Annotated in this window: 24 protein-coding genes; 14 read left to right on the forward strand and 10 right to left on the reverse strand. The window is 56.4% G+C overall.

The features are described from left to right. Positions 1-84 precede the first annotated feature (84 nt). The 7 genes from queA (at position 85) to BFV67_RS04565 (ending at position 6,750) form a co-directional block, all read left to right on the forward strand. Positions 85-1,155 carry a tRNA preQ1(34) S-adenosylmethionine ribosyltransferase-isomerase QueA gene (gene queA, locus BFV67_RS04535; RefSeq protein WP_023326778.1) on the forward strand — a complete coding sequence of 357 codons (1,071 nt, stop codon included), beginning with the start codon at positions 85-87 and terminating at the stop codon, positions 1,153-1,155. 53 nt (positions 1,156-1,208) lie between these two features. After that, positions 1,209-2,336: a tRNA guanosine(34) transglycosylase Tgt gene (tgt, locus tag BFV67_RS04540; protein ID WP_003859110.1), complete on the forward strand. Its 1,128-nt coding sequence runs from the start codon at positions 1,209-1,211 to the stop codon at positions 2,334-2,336. A gap of 22 nt (positions 2,337-2,358) precedes the next feature. Continuing rightward, complete coding sequence (gene yajC, locus BFV67_RS04545) at positions 2,359-2,691, forward strand: preprotein translocase subunit YajC (RefSeq protein ID WP_000007630.1); 333 nt, start codon at positions 2,359-2,361, stop codon at positions 2,689-2,691. 27 nt (positions 2,692-2,718) lie between these two features. Beyond that, positions 2,719-4,566, forward strand: a complete 1,848-nt coding sequence (gene secD / locus BFV67_RS04550) for a protein translocase subunit SecD (protein WP_021241665.1) — start codon at positions 2,719-2,721, stop codon at positions 4,564-4,566. Positions 4,567-4,576: 10 nt separating this feature from the next. Next, positions 4,577-5,548, forward strand: a complete 972-nt coding sequence (secF, locus tag BFV67_RS04555; RefSeq protein WP_063618520.1) for a protein translocase subunit SecF — start codon at positions 4,577-4,579, stop codon at positions 5,546-5,548. A gap of 141 nt (positions 5,549-5,689) precedes the next feature. Beyond that, a complete protein-coding gene (locus BFV67_RS04560) occupies positions 5,690-6,055 on the forward strand; it encodes a VOC family protein (RefSeq protein ID WP_008503341.1) in 366 nt (121 codons plus the stop codon). Positions 6,056-6,069: 14 nt separating this feature from the next. Next, positions 6,070-6,750 carry a helix-turn-helix transcriptional regulator gene (locus tag BFV67_RS04565; RefSeq protein ID WP_023616119.1) on the forward strand — a complete coding sequence of 227 codons (681 nt, stop codon included), beginning with the start codon at positions 6,070-6,072 and terminating at the stop codon, positions 6,748-6,750. Between the two features lie 87 nt (positions 6,751-6,837). On the opposite strand, the gene BFV67_RS04570 is transcribed toward BFV67_RS04565, so the two are convergent. Both BFV67_RS04570 and BFV67_RS04575 read right to left on the reverse strand, forming a co-directional pair. Beyond that, on the reverse strand, positions 6,838-7,722 hold the full coding sequence (locus BFV67_RS04570) for a nucleoside-specific channel-forming protein Tsx (protein ID WP_031275068.1): 885 nt from the start codon (positions 7,720-7,722) through the stop codon (positions 6,838-6,840). A gap of 270 nt (positions 7,723-7,992) precedes the next feature. Beyond that, complete coding sequence (locus BFV67_RS04575; protein WP_008503338.1) at positions 7,993-8,532, reverse strand: SadB/YajI family lipoprotein; 540 nt, start codon at positions 8,530-8,532, stop codon at positions 7,993-7,995. A gap of 152 nt (positions 8,533-8,684) precedes the next feature. Between BFV67_RS04575 and nrdR the strand changes: the two genes are divergently transcribed. The 5 genes from nrdR (at position 8,685) to thiL (ending at position 12,290) form a co-directional block, all read left to right on the forward strand. After that, positions 8,685-9,134: a transcriptional regulator NrdR gene (nrdR, locus tag BFV67_RS04580; protein WP_008503337.1), complete on the forward strand. Its 450-nt coding sequence runs from the start codon at positions 8,685-8,687 to the stop codon at positions 9,132-9,134. Between the two features lie 4 nt (positions 9,135-9,138). After that, a complete protein-coding gene (gene ribD / locus BFV67_RS04585) occupies positions 9,139-10,242 on the forward strand; it encodes a bifunctional diaminohydroxyphosphoribosylaminopyrimidine deaminase/5-amino-6-(5-phosphoribosylamino)uracil reductase RibD (protein WP_069597928.1) in 1,104 nt (367 codons plus the stop codon). Between the two features lie 87 nt (positions 10,243-10,329). After that, positions 10,330-10,800, forward strand: coding sequence for a 6,7-dimethyl-8-ribityllumazine synthase (gene ribH, locus BFV67_RS04590; protein WP_003859098.1), 471 nt, complete (start codon positions 10,330-10,332; stop codon positions 10,798-10,800). Between the two features lie 21 nt (positions 10,801-10,821). Next, a complete protein-coding gene (gene nusB, locus BFV67_RS04595) occupies positions 10,822-11,241 on the forward strand; it encodes a transcription antitermination factor NusB (RefSeq protein ID WP_006809908.1) in 420 nt (139 codons plus the stop codon). Positions 11,242-11,318: 77 nt separating this feature from the next. Continuing rightward, a complete protein-coding gene (gene thiL / locus BFV67_RS04600) occupies positions 11,319-12,290 on the forward strand; it encodes a thiamine-phosphate kinase (RefSeq protein WP_021241664.1) in 972 nt (323 codons plus the stop codon). 61 nt (positions 12,291-12,351) lie between these two features. On the opposite strand, the gene BFV67_RS04605 is transcribed toward thiL, so the two are convergent. The 4 genes from BFV67_RS04605 to xseB all read right to left on the reverse strand — a co-directional run bounded on the left by BFV67_RS04605 (position 12,352) and on the right by xseB (position 16,420). Then, positions 12,352-13,326, reverse strand: coding sequence for an aldo/keto reductase (locus tag BFV67_RS04605; protein WP_023293167.1), 975 nt, complete (start codon positions 13,324-13,326; stop codon positions 12,352-12,354). A gap of 64 nt (positions 13,327-13,390) precedes the next feature. Next, positions 13,391-15,253, reverse strand: coding sequence for a 1-deoxy-D-xylulose-5-phosphate synthase (gene dxs / locus BFV67_RS04610; RefSeq protein WP_008503333.1), 1,863 nt, complete (start codon positions 15,251-15,253; stop codon positions 13,391-13,393). Between the two features lie 24 nt (positions 15,254-15,277). Then, complete coding sequence (ispA, locus tag BFV67_RS04615) at positions 15,278-16,177, reverse strand: (2E,6E)-farnesyl diphosphate synthase (RefSeq protein WP_008503332.1); 900 nt, start codon at positions 16,175-16,177, stop codon at positions 15,278-15,280. Further along, entirely contained in the window at positions 16,178-16,420 is a 243-nt protein-coding gene (xseB, locus tag BFV67_RS04620) for an exodeoxyribonuclease VII small subunit (protein WP_008503331.1), read from the reverse strand. It lies immediately after the preceding gene. A gap of 191 nt (positions 16,421-16,611) precedes the next feature. Here xseB and thiI point away from each other — a divergent pair, with 191 nt between their 5' ends. Next, positions 16,612-18,060, forward strand: coding sequence for a tRNA uracil 4-sulfurtransferase ThiI (gene thiI, locus BFV67_RS04625; protein WP_045335394.1), 1,449 nt, complete (start codon positions 16,612-16,614; stop codon positions 18,058-18,060). A gap of 74 nt (positions 18,061-18,134) precedes the next feature. Here the strand turns inward: thiI and BFV67_RS04630 are convergent, their stop codons facing one another. From BFV67_RS04630 to panE, 3 genes are all read right to left on the reverse strand, one after another. Further along, on the reverse strand, positions 18,135-19,268 hold the full coding sequence (locus tag BFV67_RS04630; protein ID WP_235610620.1) for an integrase core domain-containing protein: 1,134 nt from the start codon (positions 19,266-19,268) through the stop codon (positions 18,135-18,137). A 183-nt stretch (positions 19,269-19,451) separates the two neighbouring features. Then, positions 19,452-20,045, reverse strand: coding sequence for a protein deglycase YajL (yajL, locus tag BFV67_RS04635; RefSeq protein ID WP_008503329.1), 594 nt, complete (start codon positions 20,043-20,045; stop codon positions 19,452-19,454). Then, entirely contained in the window at positions 20,008-20,919 is a 912-nt protein-coding gene (gene panE / locus BFV67_RS04640; RefSeq protein ID WP_008503328.1) for a 2-dehydropantoate 2-reductase, read from the reverse strand. The genes yajL and panE overlap by 38 nt, the downstream gene beginning before the upstream one ends. Positions 20,920-21,040: 121 nt before the next feature. On the opposite strand from panE, the gene BFV67_RS04645 reads away from it, so the two are divergent. After that, a complete protein-coding gene (locus BFV67_RS04645) occupies positions 21,041-21,532 on the forward strand; it encodes a YajQ family cyclic di-GMP-binding protein (protein WP_008503327.1) in 492 nt (163 codons plus the stop codon). 31 nt (positions 21,533-21,563) lie between these two features. On the opposite strand, the gene BFV67_RS04650 is transcribed toward BFV67_RS04645, so the two are convergent. After that, positions 21,564-22,925, reverse strand: coding sequence for an MFS transporter (locus BFV67_RS04650; RefSeq protein ID WP_032656550.1), 1,362 nt, complete (start codon positions 22,923-22,925; stop codon positions 21,564-21,566). Positions 22,926-23,031: the final 106 nt, after the last annotated feature.

Raw genomic sequence — 23,031 nt, forward strand, 5'->3', positions numbered from 1 at the left:
TTTGTCCGGGGGCGGCTAGTTGTTGCAGCAAAAGGGTGTGAGCACTAGACTATGCCGCCTGTTTTTAAGTCACGAGTATACGTCATGCGCGTCGCCGATTTCTCCTTTGAACTACCTGAATCCCTGATTGCTCACTATCCCATGCCTGAGCGCAGCAGCTGTCGTTTACTGTCACTGGATGGGCCAACGGGCGAGCTGACGCACGGTACTTTCACCGATTTGCTCGACAAGCTCAACCCTGGCGATCTGCTGGTCTTTAACAATACCCGCGTGATCCCGGCGCGCCTGTTCGGCCGTAAGGCCAGCGGCGGCAAGATTGAAGTGCTGGTCGAACGTATGCTCGATGATAAACGTATTCTGGCACATATTCGCGCATCCAAAGCGCCAAAGCCGGGCGCGGAGCTGCTGCTGGGCGATGACGAGAGCATCAAGGCGACCATGACCGCGCGCCACGACGCGCTGTTCGAGGTGGAGTTCAACGACGAGCGCACGGTGCTTGATATCCTGAACGCCATCGGCCACATGCCGCTGCCGCCGTACATTGAGCGTCCTGACGAAGAGGCTGACCGCGAGCTGTACCAGACCGTCTACAGCCAGAAGCCTGGCGCGGTCGCGGCCCCGACGGCAGGCCTGCACTTTGATGAACCGCTGCTGGAAAAACTGCGCGCGAAAGGCGTTGAGATGGCGTTTGTAACGCTGCACGTCGGGGCGGGAACCTTCCAGCCGGTGCGCGTGGACAGCATTGAAGACCACATCATGCACTCTGAGTATGCTGAAGTGCCGCAGGATGTCGTGGACGCGGTGCTGGCGGCGAAAGCGCGCGGTAGCCGCGTCGTGGCGGTCGGTACGACGTCGGTGCGCTCGCTGGAGAGCGCCGCGCAGGCCGCGAAAAGCGAGTTGATTGAGCCGTTCTTTGGCGATACGCAGATCTTTATCTACCCGGGTTACCAGTACAAAGTGATTGACGCGCTGGTGACCAACTTCCATCTGCCTGAATCGACGCTGATTATGCTGGTCTCTGCGTTCGCGGGGTATCAGCATACGATGAATGCCTACAAGTCTGCGGTAGAACAAAAATATCGCTTTTTTAGCTACGGGGACGCGATGTTTATCACGTACAATCCGCAGGCTTTGAATGAGCGTGTCGGGGAATAAGTCCGCGGCACCGTTTTACAACGTTGGACTGTTTTTCTGACGTCGGAGAAAAAATGAAATTTGAACTCGATACCACCGACGGTCGCGCGCGCCGCGGTCGCCTGGTGTTTGATCGCGGCGTGGTGGAAACCCCCGCGTTTATGCCTGTGGGCACGTACGGCACCGTAAAAGGGATGACGCCGGAAGAAGTTGAAGCCACGGGCGCGCAGATTATCCTCGGCAATACCTTCCACCTGTGGCTGCGTCCGGGTCAGGAGATCATGAAGCTCCACGGCGACCTGCACGACTTCATGCAGTGGAAAGGCCCTATCCTGACCGACTCCGGCGGTTTCCAGGTCTTCAGCCTGGGGGATATCCGCAAGATCACCGAGCAGGGCGTTCACTTCCGTAACCCGATCAACGGCGATCCGATTTTCCTCGATCCCGAAAAATCAATGGAGATTCAGTACGATCTCGGCTCTGACATCGTGATGATCTTCGACGAATGCACGCCGTATCCGGCCGACTGGGACTACGCCAAGCGTTCCATGGAGATGTCTCTGCGCTGGGCGAAGCGTAGCCGTGACCGTTTTGACTCCCTGCAGAACAAAAATGCGCTGTTCGGCATTATCCAGGGCAGTGTTTACGAAGATTTACGCGATATCTCTGTTAAAGGTCTGGTAGAGATAGGTTTTGATGGCTACGCTGTCGGCGGTTTGGCTGTGGGTGAGCCGAAGGAAGACATGCACCGCATTCTGGAGCACGTCTGCCCGCAAATCCCGGCGGATAAACCACGATACCTGATGGGCGTGGGCAAACCGGAAGATCTGGTTGAAGGCGTACGCCGCGGCATTGATATGTTCGACTGCGTCATGCCAACCCGCAACGCGCGTAACGGCCATCTGTTCGTTACCGATGGCGTGGTGAAAATCCGTAACGCGAAGCATAAGAGTGACACCAGCCCGCTCGATTCCGAGTGCGATTGCTATACCTGTCGCAATTATTCTCGCGCGTACCTGCATCATCTCGATCGTTGCAACGAGATTTTGGGCGCGCGTCTCAATACCATTCATAATCTTCGTTATTATCAGCGCTTAATGGCTGGTTTACGTAAGGCTATCGAAGAGGGTAAATTAGAGAGCTTCGTGACCGATTTCTACCAACGTCAGGGGCGGGATGTTCCACCGTTGAACGTTGATTAATTTTAATAATGAGGGAATTTGAATGAGCTTTTTTATTTCTGATGCGGTAGCAGCAACAGGCGCTCCAGCGCAGGGCAGCCCAATGTCTCTGATTCTGATGCTGGTTGTGTTCGGTCTGATCTTCTATTTCATGATCCTGCGCCCACAGCAGAAGCGCACCAAAGAGCACAAAAAGCTGATGGACTCCATCGCGAAAGGCGATGAAGTGCTGACCAACGGTGGTCTGGTCGGTCGCGTAACCAAAGTGGCTGAAAGTGGCTACATTGCAATCGCCCTGAACGACACCACTGAAGTGGTCATCAAACGTGACTTCGTAGCTGCCGTTCTGCCGAAAGGCACCATGAAGGCGCTGTAATCCCAACTTTTCCCAAAGGGAACTGCCGTGTTAAACCGTTATCCTTTGTGGAAGTACATCATGCTGGTCGTCGTGATTCTCGTCGGCCTGCTGTACGCGCTTCCCAACCTGTATGGTGAGGATCCGGCTGTTCAAATCACTGGCGCGCGCGGTGTCGCCGCCAGTGAGCAAACGCTGATCCAGGTCCAGAAAACGTTACAAGAAGAAAAAATTACCGCTAAGTCTGTGGCACTGGAAGAGGGCGCAATTCTTGCTCGCTTCGACACCACCGACACGCAGCTTCGCGCACGTGAAGCGCTGATGGGCGTGCTGGGTGATAAATACGTCGTGGCGCTTAACCTTGCCCCTGCAACCCCGCGTTGGCTGGCTGCGATGAATGCAGAGCCAATGAAACTCGGTCTTGACCTGCGTGGCGGCGTTCACTTCCTGATGGAGGTGGATATGGATACCGCGCTCGGCAAGCTGCAGGAACAGAATATCGACAGCCTGCGCAGCGATCTGCGTGATAAAGGCATCGCTTACACCACCGTGCGTAAAGAAGATAACTACGGCATGAGCATCACGTTCCGCGACAGCGCGGCGCGCGATCAGGCTGTAGATTACCTGACCCAACGTCATCGTGACCTGGTGATCTCCTCGCAGGGCAGCAACCAGCTGCGCGCGGTGATGACCGATGCGCGCCTGAAAGAAGCGCGTGAATATGCCGTTCAGCAGAACATCAACATTCTGCGTAACCGTGTAAACCAACTGGGCGTGGCCGAGCCGCTGGTACAGCGTCAGGGTGCTGACCGTATCGTGGTTGAACTGCCGGGTATCCAGGACACCGCGCGTGCGAAAGAGATTCTCGGTGCGACCGCAACGCTGGAATTCCGTCTGGTGAATACCAACGTTGACCAGTCTGCTGCCGCTTCTGGCCGTATTCCGGGTGACTCCGAAGTGAAACAGACCCGCGAAGGTCAGCCGGTTGTGCTGTACAAACGTGTGATTCTGACCGGTGACCACATCACCGACTCCACGTCGAGCCAGGATGAATACAACCAGCCGCAGGTTAACATCTCGCTGGATAGCGCGGGTGGTAACATCATGTCTAACTTCACCAAGGACAACATCGGTAAACCGATGGCGACCCTGTTCGTGGAGTACAAAGACAGCGGTAAGAAAGATGCAAACGGCCGTGCTGTGCTGGTGAAAGAGGAAGAGGTGATTAACATCGCCAATATCCAGTCTCGTCTGGGTAACAGCTTCCGTATTACCGGTATTAACAACCCGAACGAAGCGCGTCAGCTCTCCCTGCTGCTGCGTGCCGGTGCGCTGATAGCGCCAATTCAGATTGTTGAAGAACGTACCATTGGTCCAACTCTGGGTATGCAAAACATCCAGCAGGGCCTGGAAGCGTGTCTGGCCGGTCTGGTGGTCTCTATCCTGTTCATGATCTTCTTCTATAAGAAGTTTGGTCTGATTGCGACCTCCGCGCTGATCGCGAACCTGGTGCTGATTATCGGCATCATGTCCCTGCTGCCGGGAGCGACGCTGACCATGCCGGGGATTGCGGGTATCGTTCTGACCCTTGCGGTGGCGGTCGACGCCAACGTACTGATTAACGAACGTATCAAAGAAGAGTTGAGCAACGGTCGCTCTGTTCAGCAGGCGATTGATGAAGGTTATAAAGGCGCGTTCAGCTCTATCTTCGATGCGAACGTAACAACACTGATTAAGGTTCTTATCCTGTATGCAGTGGGTACTGGCGCGATCAAAGGCTTTGCGATTACAACCGGTATCGGTGTCGCAACGTCAATGTTTACCGCTATTGTCGGCACCCGTGCCATCGTGAACCTGCTGTACGGCGGCAAGCGCGTCAAAAAGCTGTCTATCTGAGGAGTGCGTTGTGGCACAGGAATATACTGTTGAACAATTGAACCACGGCCGTAAAGTCTGGGACTTTATGCGCTGGGACTACTGGGCCTTCGGCATTTCAGGTTTCCTGCTGATTCTGTCCATCGTCATTATGGGCGTGAAAGGCTTTAACTGGGGTCTCGATTTTACCGGTGGTACGGTAATTGAAATCTCCCTGGAAAAACCGGTCGATATGGACCAGATGCGCGAATCGCTGCAGAAAGCGGGCTTTGAAGAGCCGCTGCTGCAGAACTTCGGCAGCAGCCGCGACATCATGGTGCGTATGCCGCCGGTGCACGATGCCAACGGCAGCCAGGAGCTGGGCAGTAAGGTTGTTAGCGTGATTAACGAAACAACCAACCAGAACGCGGCGGTTAAGCGTATTGAGTTCGTCGGCCCAAGCGTGGGTGCTGACCTGGCGCAGACCGGTGCGATGGCGCTGCTGGTGGCGCTGATCTCCATCCTGGTGTACGTCGGTTTCCGCTTTGAGTGGCGACTGGCGGCCGGTGTGGTTATCGCTCTGGCGCACGACGTGGTGATCACCATGGGCATACTGTCGCTGTTCCACATTGAGATTGACCTGACGATTGTGGCATCCCTGATGTCCGTCATCGGTTACTCACTGAACGACAGTATCGTGGTATCTGACCGTATCCGTGAAAACTTCCGTAAGATCCGTCGCGGCACGCCGTACGAAATCTTTAACGTGTCGTTGACCCAGACGCTACACCGTACCTTGATCACATCCGGTACCACCCTGATGGTGATCCTGATGCTGTTCCTGTTCGGTGGTCCGGTTCTGGAAGGCTTTTCGCTGACCATGTTGATTGGTGTCACCATCGGTACGGCGTCGTCTATCTACGTTGCGTCCGCCCTGGCGCTGAAACTCGGCATGAAGCGTGAGCACCTGCTCCAGCAGAAAGTCGAAAAAGAAGGCGCGGATCAGCCGTCCATTCTGCCGTAAGGCGACGTTTACTGCGTATCAAAATCCCGGTCGGTTGACCGGGATTTTTTTTATCTGCTCCTGACAAACACTCCTGACAGTATGCTGTCAGGAGCCCTGTCGTAGACTCCTTCTGAACCCAAACAACAGGCAGGAGGATGTATGAAAAGCGTCATTAACTGGTTTGAAATTCCGGTCTCGGATATGGATCGCGCCATCAAATTTTATGAGCCGGTGATGCAGCTTGCGCTGCGTCGCGAGAAAATGGACTGTGCGGAGCTGGCCGTTTTTCCGCATGAGGATCCCGCCACCGGAGGCGCCCTGGCAAAATTTGACGGCGTTACACCGTCTTTGCAGGGCGCTATTATTTACCTGCATACTGACAATCTGGCGGCAACGCTCGATCGCATCGCCTCTGCGGGCGGCGAGTGCGTGTTTGGCCCGCTGGAACTGCCGCATGGCATTGGCACTATCGCCTTGTTTACCGACAGCGAGGGTAACCGCGTCGGCCTCCATCAACCTGCCTGAGAGCGAACTAAGAAATGACCCGACGCGCTGACCGTTTGTTTCAGATTGTGCAGATCCTGCGGGGCAGGCGTCTGACAACGGCAGCGCATCTGGCGGACCGGCTTGGCGTGTCCGAGCGCACGGTCTACCGCGATATCCGCGACCTGTCGCTTTCCGGCGTGCCGGTGGAAGGTGAGGCGGGGAGCGGATATCGGCTTATGTCGGGCTTTGACCTGCCGCCGCTGATGCTGACAAATAAGGAGTCCGAGGCGCTGATCGTTGCGATTCGCCTGCTCAAAACCTGGGGAGGGGAATCGCTGTCGCGCGAGCTGGAGTCGGCTCAGGAAAAGGTGCTGGCGATTCTGCCCGAGGAGAGTCGTCGAAAGGCGGAGCAGACGCGGATCTACGCCCCGGATTTTTGCATGCAAAGCCACTCCCGCAGCGATTTTGACAGGATCCATCAGGCAATTTCCGCTCAGCAGGTGCTGGCGCTGCATTACCGTGATGAAGCAGGACAGCTGTCTAATCGTGAGGTTCAGCCGCTGGGGCTGTTCTTCTGGGGAGAGCGCTGGCTGCTGGCGGCGTGGTGTGAACGGCGCGATGACTATCGCTGTTTCCGGCTCGACAGATGCCTCAATATTGTGGCTACGGAAAGGCGGTTTAGCGAAAGTGCGGACAGGTCTTTGGCGGATTTTTTGCGCAAGGTGAGGCAGTAAAAAGCCGGGTGGCGGCTACGCCTTACCCGGCTACATTTGGCTCGTAGGCCCGGTTTGCGTAGCGCCACCGGGCGAAACCCGCACTGATTAGAAGTTGTAACCTACAACCAGGTAACCACCCCAACCGGTAGATCGGACGCTGAAGTCGCCGTTGCCGAAGTTCAGGCTGGCGTCGTCGTTCCACTGACCACCGTTGTGCCAGTAACGTGCCACAACAGAGTAGTGCCAGTGATCGTAGTTCAGCGCCAGAATGTGGCTGGAGGCGATGGAGTTATTGGTACGCGCTTTCTTACCGTTCAGGTCACGGAAATCGTTGTCACCCAGGTCTGAGCCCCAGTCAAAGTTGGTGAAGCCGATATAGCTCAGGTTACCGCCCCACAGTTGGGTAATTGGCACAAAGTATTTCACTTTGAAACGGTAGCCATCCCACTCGTTTTCGTTCGCGGCACCGTAGTTCTGCCACTGATACTTAGCGTACACGTTCAGAGACAGGCTCATTGGCAGACCGGTGTCGATGTCCGTACCCAGACCCATGTACCAGGTGCTTTGTTCCTGAGAATCGTTGCGGCCCATGTCGTAAATGTAGTTATTCGCGAAGTACCACTCTTTGAACGGCCCGAAGCTTAGGTCGGTGCCGGTCAGCTTATCGATAGAGAAGCGTGGTTCGATTTCCATAAACAGCGGAGAGCCGTTGTTCCAGATACCTTTCGCATCGGTGTTACCACCAAAGAATACTGGCAGATCGACGTAGCCGTAGAAATCAAACCAGTCTTTCTTGGCGAACGCTTCATATTCCAGGTAGGTATCGTTACGAATCTGAGGTCCGAAACGCGTGTGGTAGCTGCCGACCACGTTAACGCTCTGGTGCCACCAGTCGGAGAGGTATTGTGGTTTGTCGTTTTCCGCTGCGTTAACAGTGAAAGAAGAGGACAGTGCCAGCACGGCGCCAGCTGCGAGTAATGTTTTTTTCATAATCATGCCACTGATTGAAATTCCCTTCCGGGAGTGAAAAATGCGCGAATTGCGTTTCTAAATATTTCGTGTTTCTGCGGTGCCTATTATAGGAATCCCTGCTCACAAAAATATGTGTTGTTTCACATATCTCTCATACACGTAATCGATTGCGTTCACGTTTGCGTACTTTAAACGGCCGGGATTGTAGCGGCAATCATTTATGTTGCCAATCCATACGAAATGTAAATGTTAGCGGAGTGACATTTCACTCCGCTAAAAAAGAGAGGATTACTGCGCGGCGGGTTGAATGTCGTGAATGCGGATAAAGCCTAACTGTTCCGGCGTAAGGCCACTTAACTGAAGCGGAATATCCACATCACTGGGTGCTAAAACACTGGCCGGGGCGGTGAAGAGCTGATTCTTCACGTTCACCTCCTGGTAGTTCTCCGTGGTGCCCTGGATCTGGCCCCACTCGACGGTGCCGCTGAAGGCCGGAAGCGGATCGTTGGACTCTCCCTTGATGCGTAATGTTGCGCGAGTACCATCGGCATTCGCCGCCACATTCACCAGAGACATTTTTAGCGTGCCAATCTGGCTGTTCAGCAGGGCAGGCGTATTCGCCCCCGGCAGCAGGTACACCCCGCTGGTAGATTTCGCGTTCAGCGCATTTTGCTGGGTGATCTTCACCGTTTCTTTGTTTAGCTTGTCCATCGCCGTATTGAGCGTATTGACGCTCTGTTTCATCTGACGGACTTCGGTTTGCTGTGCACAGGCGCTAAGGGTGAAGAGGCTCCCCACCAGCAATATTTTCAGGTAACGTCTTGTCATTGCGTTTATTTCCTTGAAATAACGGATCGTCCTAATGGTAGCCAGCATCATTGTGTCAGACATAGATCCTTTTTCTCAAAAAGCTCTTCCTTTGTTGTCAGGCCAGTTCAGGGTAAAATGAAAATCAGTTAACCAGATAACAGGGATACCGTATGCATTGCCCATTCTGCTCCGCTGTGGATACCAAAGTCATCGACTCTCGCCTTGTGGGCGAAGGGTCTTCAGTGCGCCGTCGTCGGCAGTGTCTGGTGTGTAACGAGCGTTTCACGACCTTTGAGGTGGCAGAGCTGGTCATGCCGCGCGTGGTTAAAAGTAACGACGTACGTGAGCCGTTTAACGAAGAGAAACTGCGCAGCGGAATGCTGAAGGCCCTTGAAAAGCGTCCCGTCAGCGCGGACGACGTGGAGATGGCGTTAAACCACATAAAATCTTACCTTCGTGGTTTGGGTGAGCGTGAAGTGCCCAGCAAGATGATTGGCAACCTGGTAATGGAGCAGCTGAAAAAGCTCGATAAGGTCGCCTATATCCGCTTCGCCTCGGTCTACCGCAGCTTCGAAGATATCAAAGAGTTTGGCGAAGAGATCGCCCGCTTACAGGATTAAGCTCATGCACGATGAGATGTACATGGCGCGAGCCATGAAGCTGGCGCAGCGCGGTCGTTTTACGACCCATCCCAACCCGAACGTCGGGTGCGTTATCGTTAAAGATGGCGAGATCGTGGGGGAGGGCTTTCACTATCGTGCAGGCGAGCCGCATGCTGAGGTTCATGCCCTGCGCATGGCCGGCGAGAAGGCGCGCGGTGCGACGGCCTACGTTACGCTGGAGCCCTGCAGCCATCACGGGCGTACGCCACCGTGCTGCGACGCGCTGATTGCCGCGGGGGTGTCGCGCGTGGTTGCATCGATGCAGGACCCGAATCCGCAGGTGGCCGGACGAGGTCTGTATCGTCTGCAGCAGGAAGGCATTGACGTCAGCCATGGCCTGATGATGCAGGACGCGGAAGCGCTCAACAAAGGTTTCCTGAAGCGCATGCGTACCGGGTTCCCGTATATCCAGCTTAAGCTGGGTGCCTCGCTGGACGGTCGTACGGCGATGGCAAACGGCGAGAGCCAGTGGATCACGTCGCCGCAGGCAAGGCGCGATGTGCAACGTCTGCGTGCGCAAAGCCATGCTATTCTCACCAGCAGTGAAACCGTTCTGGCTGACGATCCGGCCATGACCGTGCGCTGGGACGAGCTGAATGCCGATACCCAGGCTCTGTATCCGCAGGAGAACCTGCGTCAGCCGCTGCGTATTGTCATTGATAGCCAGAACCGCGTGACGCCGGAGCACCGCATCGTCCAGCAGCCAGGGGAAACCTGGATTGCGCGCACCAAAGAAGATACGCGCGCATGGCCGGAAGGCGTACGCAGCATCATAGTGCCGGAGAATAACGGGCATCTGGATCTGGTGGTGCTGATGATGCTGCTCGGCAAGCAGCAGGTGAACAGCATCTGGGTCGAAGCGGGCCCGACGCTTGCCGGCGCGCTGCTTCAGGCGGGGCTGGTGGATGAGCTTCTCGTCTACGTTGCGCCTAAACTGTTGGGCAGTGACGCGCGCGGCCTGTTTGTGCTGCCCGGCCTTGAAAAACTGGCCGATGCACCACAACTCAAATTTAGCGAGATTCGTCCGGTAGGTCCGGATGTCTGCCTCCACTTAACGACAGCGTAATTGCTCCCGAAATAGGGAAGCAGTGCGCAAAGTATTATGATAAAATCCGCCCCCCTGCGGGGCCAAATGAACCCGTAAAGGAAGAGTATGAACATTATTGAAGCTGCTGTAGCTACCCCGGACGCTCGCGTCGCCATCACCATTGCGCGTTTCAACAACTTCATCAACGATAGCCTGCTGGAAGGTGCGGTTGACGCCCTGAAACGTATCGGCCAGGTTAAAGATGACAACATTACCGTTGTTTGGGTTCCAGGCGCTTACGAACTGCCACTGGCGGCGGGCGCGCTGGCGAAAACCGGTAAATATGACGCGGTGATTGCGCTGGGTACCGTTATTCGTGGCGGCACTGCGCACTTCGAATACGTTGCGGGCGGTGCAAGCAACGGTCTGGCACACGTTGCGCAGGATGCTGAAATTCCTGTCGCGTTCGGCGTGCTGACCACCGAAAGTATTGAACAAGCCATCGAACGTGCTGGCACCAAAGCCGGTAACAAAGGTGCAGAAGCTGCACTGACCGCGCTTGAAATGATCAATGTATTGAAAGCCATCAAGGCCTGATTTTTTTGTAAGGGGAATTCCGTGAAACCTGCTGCTCGTCGCCGCGCCCGTGAATGTGCCGTCCAGGCACTTTACTCCTGGCAGTTGTCCCAGAACGACATCGCTGATGTTGAATACCAGTTCCTGTCAGAACAGGACGTGAAAGACGTTGACGTTCTGTACTTCCGTGAACTGCTGTCGGGAGTGGCGACTAATAGCGCGTATCTCGATGGTCTGATGAAACCTTACCTGTCCCGTCTGCTCGAAGAGCTGGGTCAGGTAGAAAAAGCAGTGTTGCGCATTGCGCTGTTTGAGCTGTCTAAACGTGATGATGTGCCGTATAAAGTGGCCATCAACGAAGCGATCGAACTGGCGAAAACCTTCGGCGCTGAAGACAGCCACAAGTTTGTAAACGGCGTACTTGATAAAGCAGCACCTGCGATCCGTCCCCACAAAAAGTGATCCGCAAACCGGAGTTCTGCATTGCCTGACGGGCAGTGCGGCTCCGGTTTTTTCTTTTATTTGCTGAGGCATAACGTATGGCATGCGGCGAATTCTCCCTGATTGCCCGTTATTTCGACCGTGTCAGAACCTCTCGTCTTGATGTTGAAACCGGCATCGGCGATGACTGTGCACTTCTCAATATTCCCGAAAAACAGACGCTGGCAATCAGCACCGACACCTTAGTGTGCGGACGTCATTTTTTACCGGATATCGATCCTGCCGATCTGGCGTATAAGGCACTGGCGGTTAACGTCAGCGATCTGGCGGCGATGGGGGCCGATCCCGCGTGGTTAACCCTGGCGCTGACGCTGCCTGAGGTAGACGAAGCCTGGCTTGAAGCTTTCAGCGATGCGCTGTTTGAGCAGCTTAACTACTACGATATGCAGCTGATTGGCGGTGATACCACTGCCGGGCCGCTGTCGATGACGCTGGCGATCCATGGCTATGTACCGCTTGGTCGCGCGCTGAAGCGTTCGGGTGCAAAACCCGGTGACTGGATCTACGTGACCGGTACACCGGGCGACAGCGCCGCGGGCCTGGCGATTCTTCAGGATCGCTTAACCGTGAAGAACGCTGACGATGCGGCGTATCTGGTGAAACGCCATCTGCGCCCGACGCCGCGTATTCTGCACGGTCAGGCGCTGCGCGAGCGGGCAAGCTCGGCTATCGATCTCTCTGACGGGCTGATCTCAGATCTTGGCCATATTCTGAAGGCGAGCGGTGTCGGCGCGCGCGTTGACCTGGATCTGTTCCCGCTGTCAGAGGAACTGCTTCGTCATGTCGAACCTGAGCAGGCGCTGCGCTGGGCGCTGTCCGGTGGTGAAGATTATGAACTGTGCTTTACCGTTCCGGAGCTGAACCGTGGAACGCTCGACGTGGCGTTAGCGCATCTTGGCGCGAAATTCACCTGTATCGGGCAGATCATGCCGGAGAGTGAAGGGCTGAAGTTTGTGAAAGACGGTGCGCCGGTTACGCTGGACTGGAAAGGGTACGATCACTTCGCGTGAGTTTGTACGCTCTGTATTGCCGGGTGGCGGCTCCGCCTTACCCGGCCTACAAAAGAGGGGCTTATTTAAACCCCACCACCGGATGCTGCTGATACGGCGTCTCCAGCTCGGCAACCTGTTCGGGCGTCAGCGTGATATCCACCGCGTTTAACAGTTCGTCCAACTGCTCTTCCCGGGACGTGCCGATAATGGGAGCCGCGACGCCGCGTTTACCCAGCAGCCATGCCAGCGCTACCTGGGCGCGGGTTGCGCCGGTATCGTCGGCAATCCCGGCCAGGCGTTCGGCAATCAGCGCATCGCTGGCTTCTGTTCCGCCGTACAGATTTTTCCCCACCTCATCGGATACCAGCCGGGCCGTGGTTTCCCCCCACGGACGGGTCAGACGTCCGCGCGCCAGCGGGCTCCAGGGGATGACCGCCACGCCCTCCTGATGGCACAGCGGCAACATCTCACGCTCTTCTTCACGATAGATCAGATTGTAGTGATCCTGCATGGTGACAAAGCGCGCCCAGCCGTGCTGCGCCTGCAGATCCAGCGCCTGAGCGAACTGCGACGCGTGCATCGATGATGCGCCGATGTAGCGTGCTTTACCGGCTTTGACGACGTCGTTGAGCGCCTCAAGCGTCTCCTCGATCGGTGTGTTGTAATCCCAGCGGTGAATTTGCAGCAGGTCGACGTAATCCATGTTCAGGCGCCTGAGGCTGTCGTCAATGGAACGCAGGATCTGCGCGCGAGAAAGGCCCTGCGGCAGGTCCCCCACCGGGTAGTACACCTTGGTGGCAACGACGATGTCATCCCGACGGGCAAAATCGCGCAGGGCGCGGCCGACAATCTCCTCGCTGCTGCCGTCGGAGTAGCTATTGGCGGTGTCAAAGAAGTTAATGCCGCCCTCGATGGCGCGTTTGATGATCGGACGGCTGCTCTCTTCCGGCAGCGTCCAGGCGTGGTTCCCCCGATCGGGCTCGCCAAAGGTCATGCATCCCAGACAAAGTCGGGAAACCTTAAGGTCCGTTTTTCCTAATGTTGTGTATTGCACGGTTCCGCTCCTGCTGTTTAAACAATACGTTTAAGCATAGCAGGAGCGGAAAAGGGGGGAGGGATCAGTCCAGCCAGGCGCGGATTTTAGCTTCGATACCGGCAGCGTCCAGGCCAATCGCCGCGCGGGCTTCGTCCTGGGTACCTTGCGGGATGAAATAGTCCGGCAGGCCGAGGTTCAGCACCGGAACGGCTTTACGGTTTGCCATCAGCACCTCGTTCACGCCGCTGCCCGCACCGCCCATAATCGCGTTCTCTTCCAGCGTGACCAGCACGTCGTGCGCCTCAGCCATACTCAGGATCAGGGATTCGTCGAGCGGCTTCACAAAGCGCATATCCACGAGGGTGGCATTCAGCGTTTCAGCTACTTTAGCCGCCTCTGGCATCAGCGTGCCGAAGTTCAGGATCGCCACTTTCTCACCGCGACGTTTAACCAGACCTTTACCGATCGCCAGCTTCTCCAGCGGCTGCAGCTCAACGCCCACCGCATTGCCGCGCGGATAGCGAACGGCGCTTGGTCCATCCTGATAATGGTAGCCGGTAAACAGCATCTGACGACATTCGTTCTCGTCGCTTGGCGTCATGATCACCATATCTGGAATGCAGCGCAGGAAGGACAGGTCAAACGCGCCCTGGTGCGTCTGGCCGTCGGCACCGACGATGCCCGCACGATCGATAGCAAACAGCACCGGCAGCTTCTGGATCGCCACGTCGTGGATCACCTGATCGTAGGCGCGCTGCAGGAAGGTGGAATAGATAGCGACAACCGGTTTGTAGCCGCCGATCGCCAGGCCCGCTGCAAATGTCACCGCGTGCTGCTCGGCAATGGCCACGTCGAAATACTGGTCAGGGTATTTTTTAGAGAACTCTACCATGCCGGAGCCTTCGCGCATGGCCGGGGTGATCGCCATCAGCTTGTTGTCTTTTGCGGCGGTTTCGCACAGCCAGTCGCCGAAGATTTTTGAATAGCTCGGCATGCCGCCGCTGCTTTTCGGCAGACAGCCGCTGGACGGGTCAAATTTCGGTACCGCGTGGAAGGTAATCGGATCTTTTTCCGCCGGCTCGTAGCCACGCCCTTTTTTGGTCATGATGTGCAGGAACTGCGGGCCTTTCAGGTCGCGCATGTTCTTGAGCGTGGTGACCAGCCCCAGTACGTCGTGGCCGTCAACCGGACCAATATAGTTAAAGCCCAGCTCCTCAAACAGGGTACCCGGCACGACCATGCCTTTGATGTGCTCTTCGGTACGCTTAAGCAGCTCTTTGATCGGCGGTACGCCGGAGAAGACTTTTTTACCGCCTTCACGCAGCGAGGAGTAAAGCTTGCCGGAGAGCAGCTGTGCCAGATGGTTGTTCAGCGCGCCAACGTTCTCGGAGATCGACATTTCGTTATCGTTGAGGATAACCAGCATGTCCGGCTTGATGTCGCCCGCATGGTTCATGGCTTCGAAGGCCATACCCGCGGTGATGGCACCATCGCCAATCACGCAGACGGTGCGGCGCTGCTTGTTCTCTTTCTCGGCGGCGACGGCAATACCGATGCCCGCAGAAATGGAGGTGGAGGAATGGCCGACGCTCAGCACGTCATACTCGCTCTCACCGCGCCACGGGAACGGATGCAGGCCACCTTTCTGACGAATAGTGCCAATTTTATCGCGACGTCCGGTCAGAATTTTGTGCGGATAGGCCTGGTGGCCCACGTCCCAGATGAGCTGATCGAACGGCGTGTTATAGACGTAGTGCAGCGCCACGGTCAGCTCTACCGTGCCAAGCCCGGAGGCGAAATGGCCGCTGGAGCGGCTTACGCTGTCGAGCAGGTAGCGACGCAGTTCGTCGCACAGCTTCGGCAGGCTCTCTTTCGGCAACAGACGTAACTCCTGGGTGGAGTCAACTAACGCCAGTGTCGGGTATTTGGCAATATCAAAACTCATCAAAGGCTCATCGAGATATATAGTTTATTTATCACGCTGGATTATATAGTCCGCTAGCGCTTCCAGTGCCGAGGTATCCAGCGATTGCGCAGCCAGTTCATTCAGTGACTGGCGGGCATCGTCAATCAGATCCCGGGCTTTACGTTGGGCTTGCTCAAGACCCAGCAGGGCGGGGTAGGTACTTTTGCCAAGCTGCTGGTCCGCACCCTGACGTTTACCCAATGTTGCAGTATCGCCCACCACATCCAGAATGTCATCCTGAACCTGGAATGCCAGACCGATACTTTCTGCGTATCTGTCCAGAATCGGCAGGGCTTTGCGCCCTTGCTCACCCGCGCTCAGCGCGCCCAGGCGAACGGCGGAACGAATCAATGCCCCGGTTTTATGGCGATGAATACGCTCCAGCTGTTCCAGATTAACCTGACGTCCTTCCGCTTCAAGATCCAGCGCCTGACCGCCGCACATGCCGGCCACGCCGCTGGCCATGGCCAGTTCGGAAATCATTGCCAGACGGTCACGGTCAGCCACTTCGGCCATTGGCGCGTCGCTCAGAATCGAGAACGCCAGCGTCTGCAGGGCATCACCCGCCAGAATGGCATTCGCCTCGCCAAACTTGATGTGGCAGGTGGGTTGACCCCGACGCAAATCGTCGTCGTCCATCGCCGGGAGATCGTCGTGGATCAGCGAGTAGGCATGGATGCACTCAACGGCGGCTGCCGGGGCGTCCAGCGTGTTATCGCTGATGCCAAACATGTTGCCGGTGGCGTACACCAGGAACGGGCGCAGGCGCTTTCCACCCAAGAGTGCGCCATAGTGCATGGCTTCAACCAGAGGAGTGTTCTGAAAAGGCTGTGGCGCAATAAATCGGCGCAGGGCGTCGTTGGCACGCACGACGCGCGCCTGAAGCTCGTTGGCAAAATCCATTTACTCGGCGTCCGGTGTGAAAGGCGTGGTTTTCGCGTCTTCGCTGTCGGAAAGCAGGATCTGCACGCGCTGCTCGGCCTGCTGCAGTTTGACCTGCCCCTGGCGCGCCAGCTGCACGCCGCGCTCGAATTCGTTGAGCGCCTCTTCCAGCGGGAGATCGCCGCTCTCAAGACGGGTAACGATTTGCTCCAGTTCACTCAGCGCAGTTTCGAAACTGGCCGGTGCGTCGTTCTTCTTCGGCATAGTGAATTGACTCTTATATTCTCAGCCCCGACATGGTAACGGACTCAGGGCAATTATCAAATAACGCGCAATGTGCACAGGAGCGGCGCGATGGTGGTATACTTGCGCGCCTGGATGCAGCCACGGGTGTGGGCTGCTGTACTCTTTTCCATTACAAGCCTTAATACGCTTGCCTAAGAAACATTGCCGCCATGAAGTTTATCATTAAATTGTTCCCTGAAATCACCATCAAAAGCCAATCTGTGCGTTTGCGCTTTATTAAAATTCTCACCGGGAACATTCGTAACGTTTTAAAGCACTACGACGAAACCCTCGCCGTGGTGCGCCACTGGGACCACGTTGAGGTCCGTGCGAAAGACGAAAACAAACGTCAGGATATTCGCGACGCGCTGACCCGTATTCCAGGGATCCACCATATTCTGGAAGTGGAAGATGTCCCGTTCAGCGATATGCACGACATCTTCGAAAAAGCGCTGGTTCAGTACCGCGATCGGATCGAAGGCAAAACCTTTTGCGTGCGCGTGAAGCGTCGCGGTAAGCACGAATTCAGCTCCATTGAAGTGGAACGTTACGTTGGCGGCGGTTTGAACCAGCACGTTGAGACGGCGCGCGTGCGTCTGACCAACCCGGACGTGACCGTTAATCTGGAGATCGAAAACGATCGCCTGCTGTTGGTGAAAGGCCGTTATGAAGGTATCGGCGGCTTCCCGATCGGGACTCAGGAAGATGTTCTGTCCCTGATCTCCGGCGGCTTCGACTCCGGCGTCTCCAGCTATATGCTGATGCGCCGCGGCTGCCGCGTACACTACTGCTTCTTCAACCTGGGCGGCGCGGCGCACGAAATCGGCGTTCGTCAGGTGGCGCATTACCTGTGGAACCGCTTCGGCAGCTCTCACCGCGTGCGTTTCGTGGCAATCAATTTCGAACCGGTGGTCGGCGAAATCCTTGAGAAAGTGGACGACGGTCAGATGGGCGTTGTCCTCAAGCGTATGATGGTGCGTGCGGCATCCAAAGTGGCTGAACGCTACGGCGTGCAGGCGCTGGTCACAGGCGAAGCGCTGGGGCAGGTCTCCAGCCAGACGCTGACCAACCTGCGCCTGATCGACAACGTGTCTGATACCCTGATCCTGCGTCCGCTGATCTCCCACGACAAAGAGCACATCATCGACCTGGCGCGCGAAATCGGCACCGAAGATTTTGCCCGCACCATGCCGGAATACTGTGGCGTGATCTCAAAAAGCCCGACCGTCAAAGCGGTGAAGGCGAAGATCGAAGCGGAAGAAGAGAACTTCGATTTCAGCATTCTTGATAAAGTGGTGGAAGAAGCGTCCAACATTGATATCCGCGAGATCGCCCAGCAGACCGAGCAGGAAGTGGTAGAAGTGGAGACCGTGAGCGGTTTCGGCGCGAACGACGCGATTCTGGATATCCGCTCCATTGACGAGCAGGATGACAAGCCGCTGCAGGTTGACGGCGTCGAAGTGGTTTCTCTGCCGTTCTACAAGCTGAGCACGAAGTTTGGCGACCTCGACCAGAGCAAAACGTACCTGCTGTGGTGTGAGCGCGGGGTGATGAGTCGCCTGCAGGCGCTGTATCTGCGCGAGCAGGGCTTTGCCAATGTGAAGGTGTATCGTCCGTAGTTTCTCGCCCGGTGGCGCTTCTGTATGACCGGATACATAGGTGACAGATCAGACCGGGAACATAGGTAACACTTTTAGTCTATCCGCACCACACTCTGGGTTTTTCGGTCGTAGTACGCAAGCGTTATTCCGTTGAAGATGATGGCCTCCAGGCCATCATCCTGTTCTTCCAGCATGATGTACTCATCAGTCAGCGCTTCACTCAGGAACACCGTCCCCTTTTTCCCCATATAGAGTGTCCCCCTCGATTTCACCCTGTAGACCGTTCCTCCTGACGGATAGGCATAGTCAGGAACACGGCCATCCCACTGGCGCTTCGAGGGGTGCCACACCGTTCCGGGCGTTGCACCCGCCAGGGCTTCATGCGGTCTTTCGTAGTTAAATTCTTCCCGGTAGTCACTGAACCACCGCTGTTGTTCTTCCATCGTCATGAAGGTGTTCCCCTGCGCCAGCGCACTTTTCAGGGAACGGTGCATGCGTTCGTGCCGCCCGTTCTCTTCGGGATGGCCCCGCCGGATACGCTCCGGTCTGACGCCCAGCTTTATCAGCCAGACGGCAAGGCGACTTAACCCGGCGATACCCGTCCCTGCGAAGGGCTGACCATTATCGGTTCTCAGAACGTCCGGCAGACCGTACTCCAGGAACGCCTCCGTCAGACAGTGCCTGACGAAGGGCTCGCTCTCACGGTCTGTTCCACGGCAGCTCAGCAGATACCGGCTGTGGTTGTCGGTCAGGGTAAAGGGATGACAGTACTCTCTGCTCAGCAGCCTGAACTTGCCTTTAAAATCAGCGCTCCAGACCTGATTGTTTTCACTGATGCTGGTCAGGGGCCGGCGATTCCCCGGCGTTCTGCGCTTTCTCTTTCTGTCAGGTACCAGGCCTTCACGCTTGAGGATATCGCCGACAGTGCTGGCAGCAGGAACGGTAAAATCGACGTGATGATTGAGGAGCCACATCCGCAGTTTTTTCGGGCCCCAGTCAGGGTGTTTCTGACGCAGGGCAGTCAGGTGTCCGACGACCTCATCAGGAACCGTCCGGGAGTGGGAGCATGGTGCGCGCGACCGGTCAGAGAGAGAGGACAGGTCAAAAGGGTCAAAACGCTGAAGCCATTTGTAGCCGGTTTTGCGGCTGATACCAAAAAGACGGCAAAGAGCGGAGAAGGAGTCCGTACCTGCATGGCAGGCACGGATAAAATCAAGGCGTTGCATAGGTCGGGTCTCAGTCCAGGGCATAGCGAGTCTCCTCTTCTATGCCAGTTATAACTGTTACCCATGTATCCGGTCTAAAGTGTTACCCATGTTTCCGGTTCATACCCTTCGCTTACCGGGCCTACGGTACCGTGCATTTGTAGGCCGGGTAAGGCGTAGCCGCTACCCGGCTTTTTTTATGCACTACTCTTCATAGTAATTATAAATCCCCGCTGGCATCACCAGCGATGACGCCACTTCGTACGCCTTCTCGCGCCCGACCAGCAGGTCGATAATCTTTAAGCCAAAATCAATCGCGGTGCCCGGGCCCTGGCTGGTCAGCAGGTTGACGCGGGGATCCCAGACGACGCGCTTGTCCACCCATTGATCTTCCGGAATGGTGTCTTTCAGCCCCGGGAAGCCGGTCATGTTGCCAATGGGGAAGATATCGTGTGGAACCAAAACCGTTCCGGCCGCGGCACAAATGGCGGCGACGATGCGGCCGGATAAATGGAACTGACGCACGGTCTCAACCAGCAGCGGGCTGTCACGAAAACATTCCGCGCCCTTCAGCCCGCCGGGCAGCACGATGATGTCGTAATCTCCGTCAGCCACCTGTACCAACGGTGCATCTGCAAGGATTTTTACCCCGCGTGAACAGGTGATTGCCAGATTACCGTCGCTGGCGACGCTGGCGGTGGTGACCTTAATGCCGCCGCGCACCATCAGATCAATGGTGGTGACCGCTTCCATCTCTTCGCTACCAGGGGCGAGGCAGATCAGTGCCGACGCGCTCATATTCACTCTCCTTACGTTTAACCAGGTCATACAGACGGGCGTTTTCCGGCACCGCGATGCCGTGTGCGCGGGCGCGTTTTAGCAGATATCCCGTAATGTAGTCGATCTCCGTGTGGCGTAATGCCCGAACATCCTGCAGCATCGAGGAGATGTTCTCAGCTGTACTCTCAATAACCTGCTCGACATAACAGCGCAAATCGTCTGCTGAGGTATGCAAGCCTTCCCGCTCAACGACCGCCGCGACTTCTGCACACAGGGACGCCACCTCCTGCGGATGGTTTTTCAGTTCACCGTTCGGGCAGTTCCACAGCGCCGTCAGCGGGTTGATCACACAGTTGACGGCCAGCTTGCGCCAGAGTTGAGGGCGAATGTGGTTATGCCAGGCCACGTCCGGGAGCACCTTCTGCAGCACATCGGCAAGATAGCTGTAGTCCCCATCCTGCGTTCTGGCAGGCCCGATGTGCGTCACGCCGCTGGCGACATGCACGATGATGTTGCCGTCGCGGCGCGCAGCGTGGGTGGTCGTGGCCATCAGCAGGGGCTGCGGAACGCTTTTCAGCTCATCCAGGGTCCCCATGCCGTTATGCAGCAGCAGTATGGGCGAAGTGGGGGGGAGCTGCGCGGCCAGCGTTTTTACCGCGTCTGAGACCTGCCACGCTTTAAGCGTTACCAGTAAAAGGTCGCTTTGCGCCAGGAAATCAGGATCGTTCGCGGTGAGGGATTCGTTAAAGATGCTTCCGTCTTCACCAATCAGGTTTACACTGCAATAAGGCTGGGGCACGCGCAGCCAGCCCTGAACCTCATGTCCGTGCTTGCACAGTGCGGTCAGCCACAGCTGACCAAGCGCTCCGCATCCGAGCACCGTAATTTTCATTGTTCCTCCTCACCTGCAACTGCGCCAGGTGTTACAGCTTAATTATACAGCTAAGCTTCTGTTGAGTTATGCCTCGTAGCGGGTATTATGCAACGCAACAAAAGTGAAGGGAGAAGAAAAGATGCCATCTTTCGATATTGTTTCCGAAGTTGATATCCAGGAAGTTCGCAACGGCGTTGAGAACGCAACCCGCGAAGTTGAGTCACGTTTCGATTTTCGTGGCGTTGAGGCGTCGTTTGAGCTGAACGACGCAAATAAGACCATTAAGGTGCTGAGCGAGTCTGATTTCCAGGTGAATCAGCTGCTCGACATTCTGCGCGCCAAGCTGTTGAAGCGCGGCATCGAAGGGACCTCACTGGACGTGCCGGAAGAGTTCGTCCACAGCGGCAAAACGTGGTTTGTTGAAGCGAAGCTGAAGCAGGGCATCGAGAGCGCGGTGCAGAAGAAGATTGTGAAGCTCATCAAAGACAGCAAGCTGAAGGTGCAGGCGCAGATCCAGGGCGAAGAGATTCGCGTGACCGGTAAGTCCCGCGATGACCTCCAGTCGGTGATGGCGCTGGTGCGCGGCGGCGATCTGGGGCAGCCGTTCCAGTTTAAAAACTTCCGCGATTAATATAAAAAGCCCGGTTTAACCGGGCTTTTTTTCAGGCTTTCAGCGTCTGCTCGACCTCAAAGCGGTTGGTCACCTTGCTGTCAATTTTGACGTAAGCGCTGCGCTCTTCGGGAACAATCAGCACCTCCGTGACGCCTTCTTTTGCTTCCAGACGCTGTTTCAGCGCATCGCTAATCTCCACATCATCCGGGATTTCTACGCGCAGGCTGCTCACGTAGCGCGGCTCTTTCATGGTGCCGGCGACCAGCAGCCAGACTGTCGCCAGCAGCGCGCCCGCGAGAAACACGGTTTGCGAATCAAAGAGTCCGTCCACCCAGCCACCAAGCGAGCCGCCGATTGCCACGCCGAGGAACTGGCTGGTGGAGTAAATACCCATCGCCGTGCCTTTGTAACCGGCGGGGGACTCTTTGCTGATCAGCGACGGCAGCAGGGCTTCCATCAGGTTAAATGCCAGGAAGAACAGCTGCACGCCGGCAATCAGCTCCCAGAAGTGCGGGCCGGCGCCCCAGAGCACGATCTCGGCAATCAGCAGGACCGCCACGCAGCCCACGAAGACGCGCTTCATTTTGCGCTTCACTTCGGCGTAGATGATGAACGGCACGACGGAGACAAACGAAATCAACATCGTGACCAGATAGATTTTCCAGTGCTCAGCCGCCGGGAAACCCGCTGCGGCAAGCTGGCCGGGAAGGGCGACAAAGGTCGACATCAGCAGAATGTGCAGGCACATAATGCCGAAATTCAGCTTAAGCAGGCGCGGCTCGACAATCACCTTGCTGAAGCAGCCTTTTACCATGCCGGATTCACGGTTCAGAACGTGGTTTTTGCTGTCCGGCACCACCCACAGGGTTAAGGCAATGCCGAGGGTTGCCAGCACGGCAATCATCCAGAACAGGGCGTGCAGGCCGAGCGCATGGGTGATTATCGGGCCCAGCACCATCGCAATCGCAAACGTCACGCCAAAGCTGACGCCGATAAAGGCCATGGCTTTGGTGCGGTTCTGCTCGCGGGTTAAGTCTGACAGCAGCGCCATCACCGCGGCGGCAATCGCGCCGGAGCCCTGCAGGGCGCGGCCAAGAATAATCCCCCAGATGGAGTGGGAGAGGGCGGCAATGACGCTTCCGAGCACAAAGACCAGCAGCCCGCCGACAATCAGCGGTTTGCGGCCCACCCGGTCAGAGAGCAGGCCAAACGGGATCTGGAACACCGCCTGCGCCAGACCATAAATGCCAATGGCGAGGCCAATCAGCGCCTCGCTGGCCCCCTGCAGCGCCATACCGTATGTGGTCAGAACAGGCAGGACCATAAACATGCCAAGCATCCGTAGCGAGAAGACAGTCCCTAAGCCCCAGGTCGCGCGTAGCTCGCCTGGCGTCATTTTATAATCGTTCATTACCACCTCAGTTCAAAAGCAGGCCATAGTGTAGTGCGGGGAAGGGGCGGGGTAAATAAAGGGTTATTTAACAAATATTACATGCGTTATTAATGGATTTTATGAA

The organism is Enterobacter roggenkampii (genome assembly GCF_001729805.1).
In the GTDB taxonomy this organism is placed as follows: domain Bacteria; phylum Pseudomonadota; class Gammaproteobacteria; order Enterobacterales; family Enterobacteriaceae; genus Enterobacter; species Enterobacter roggenkampii.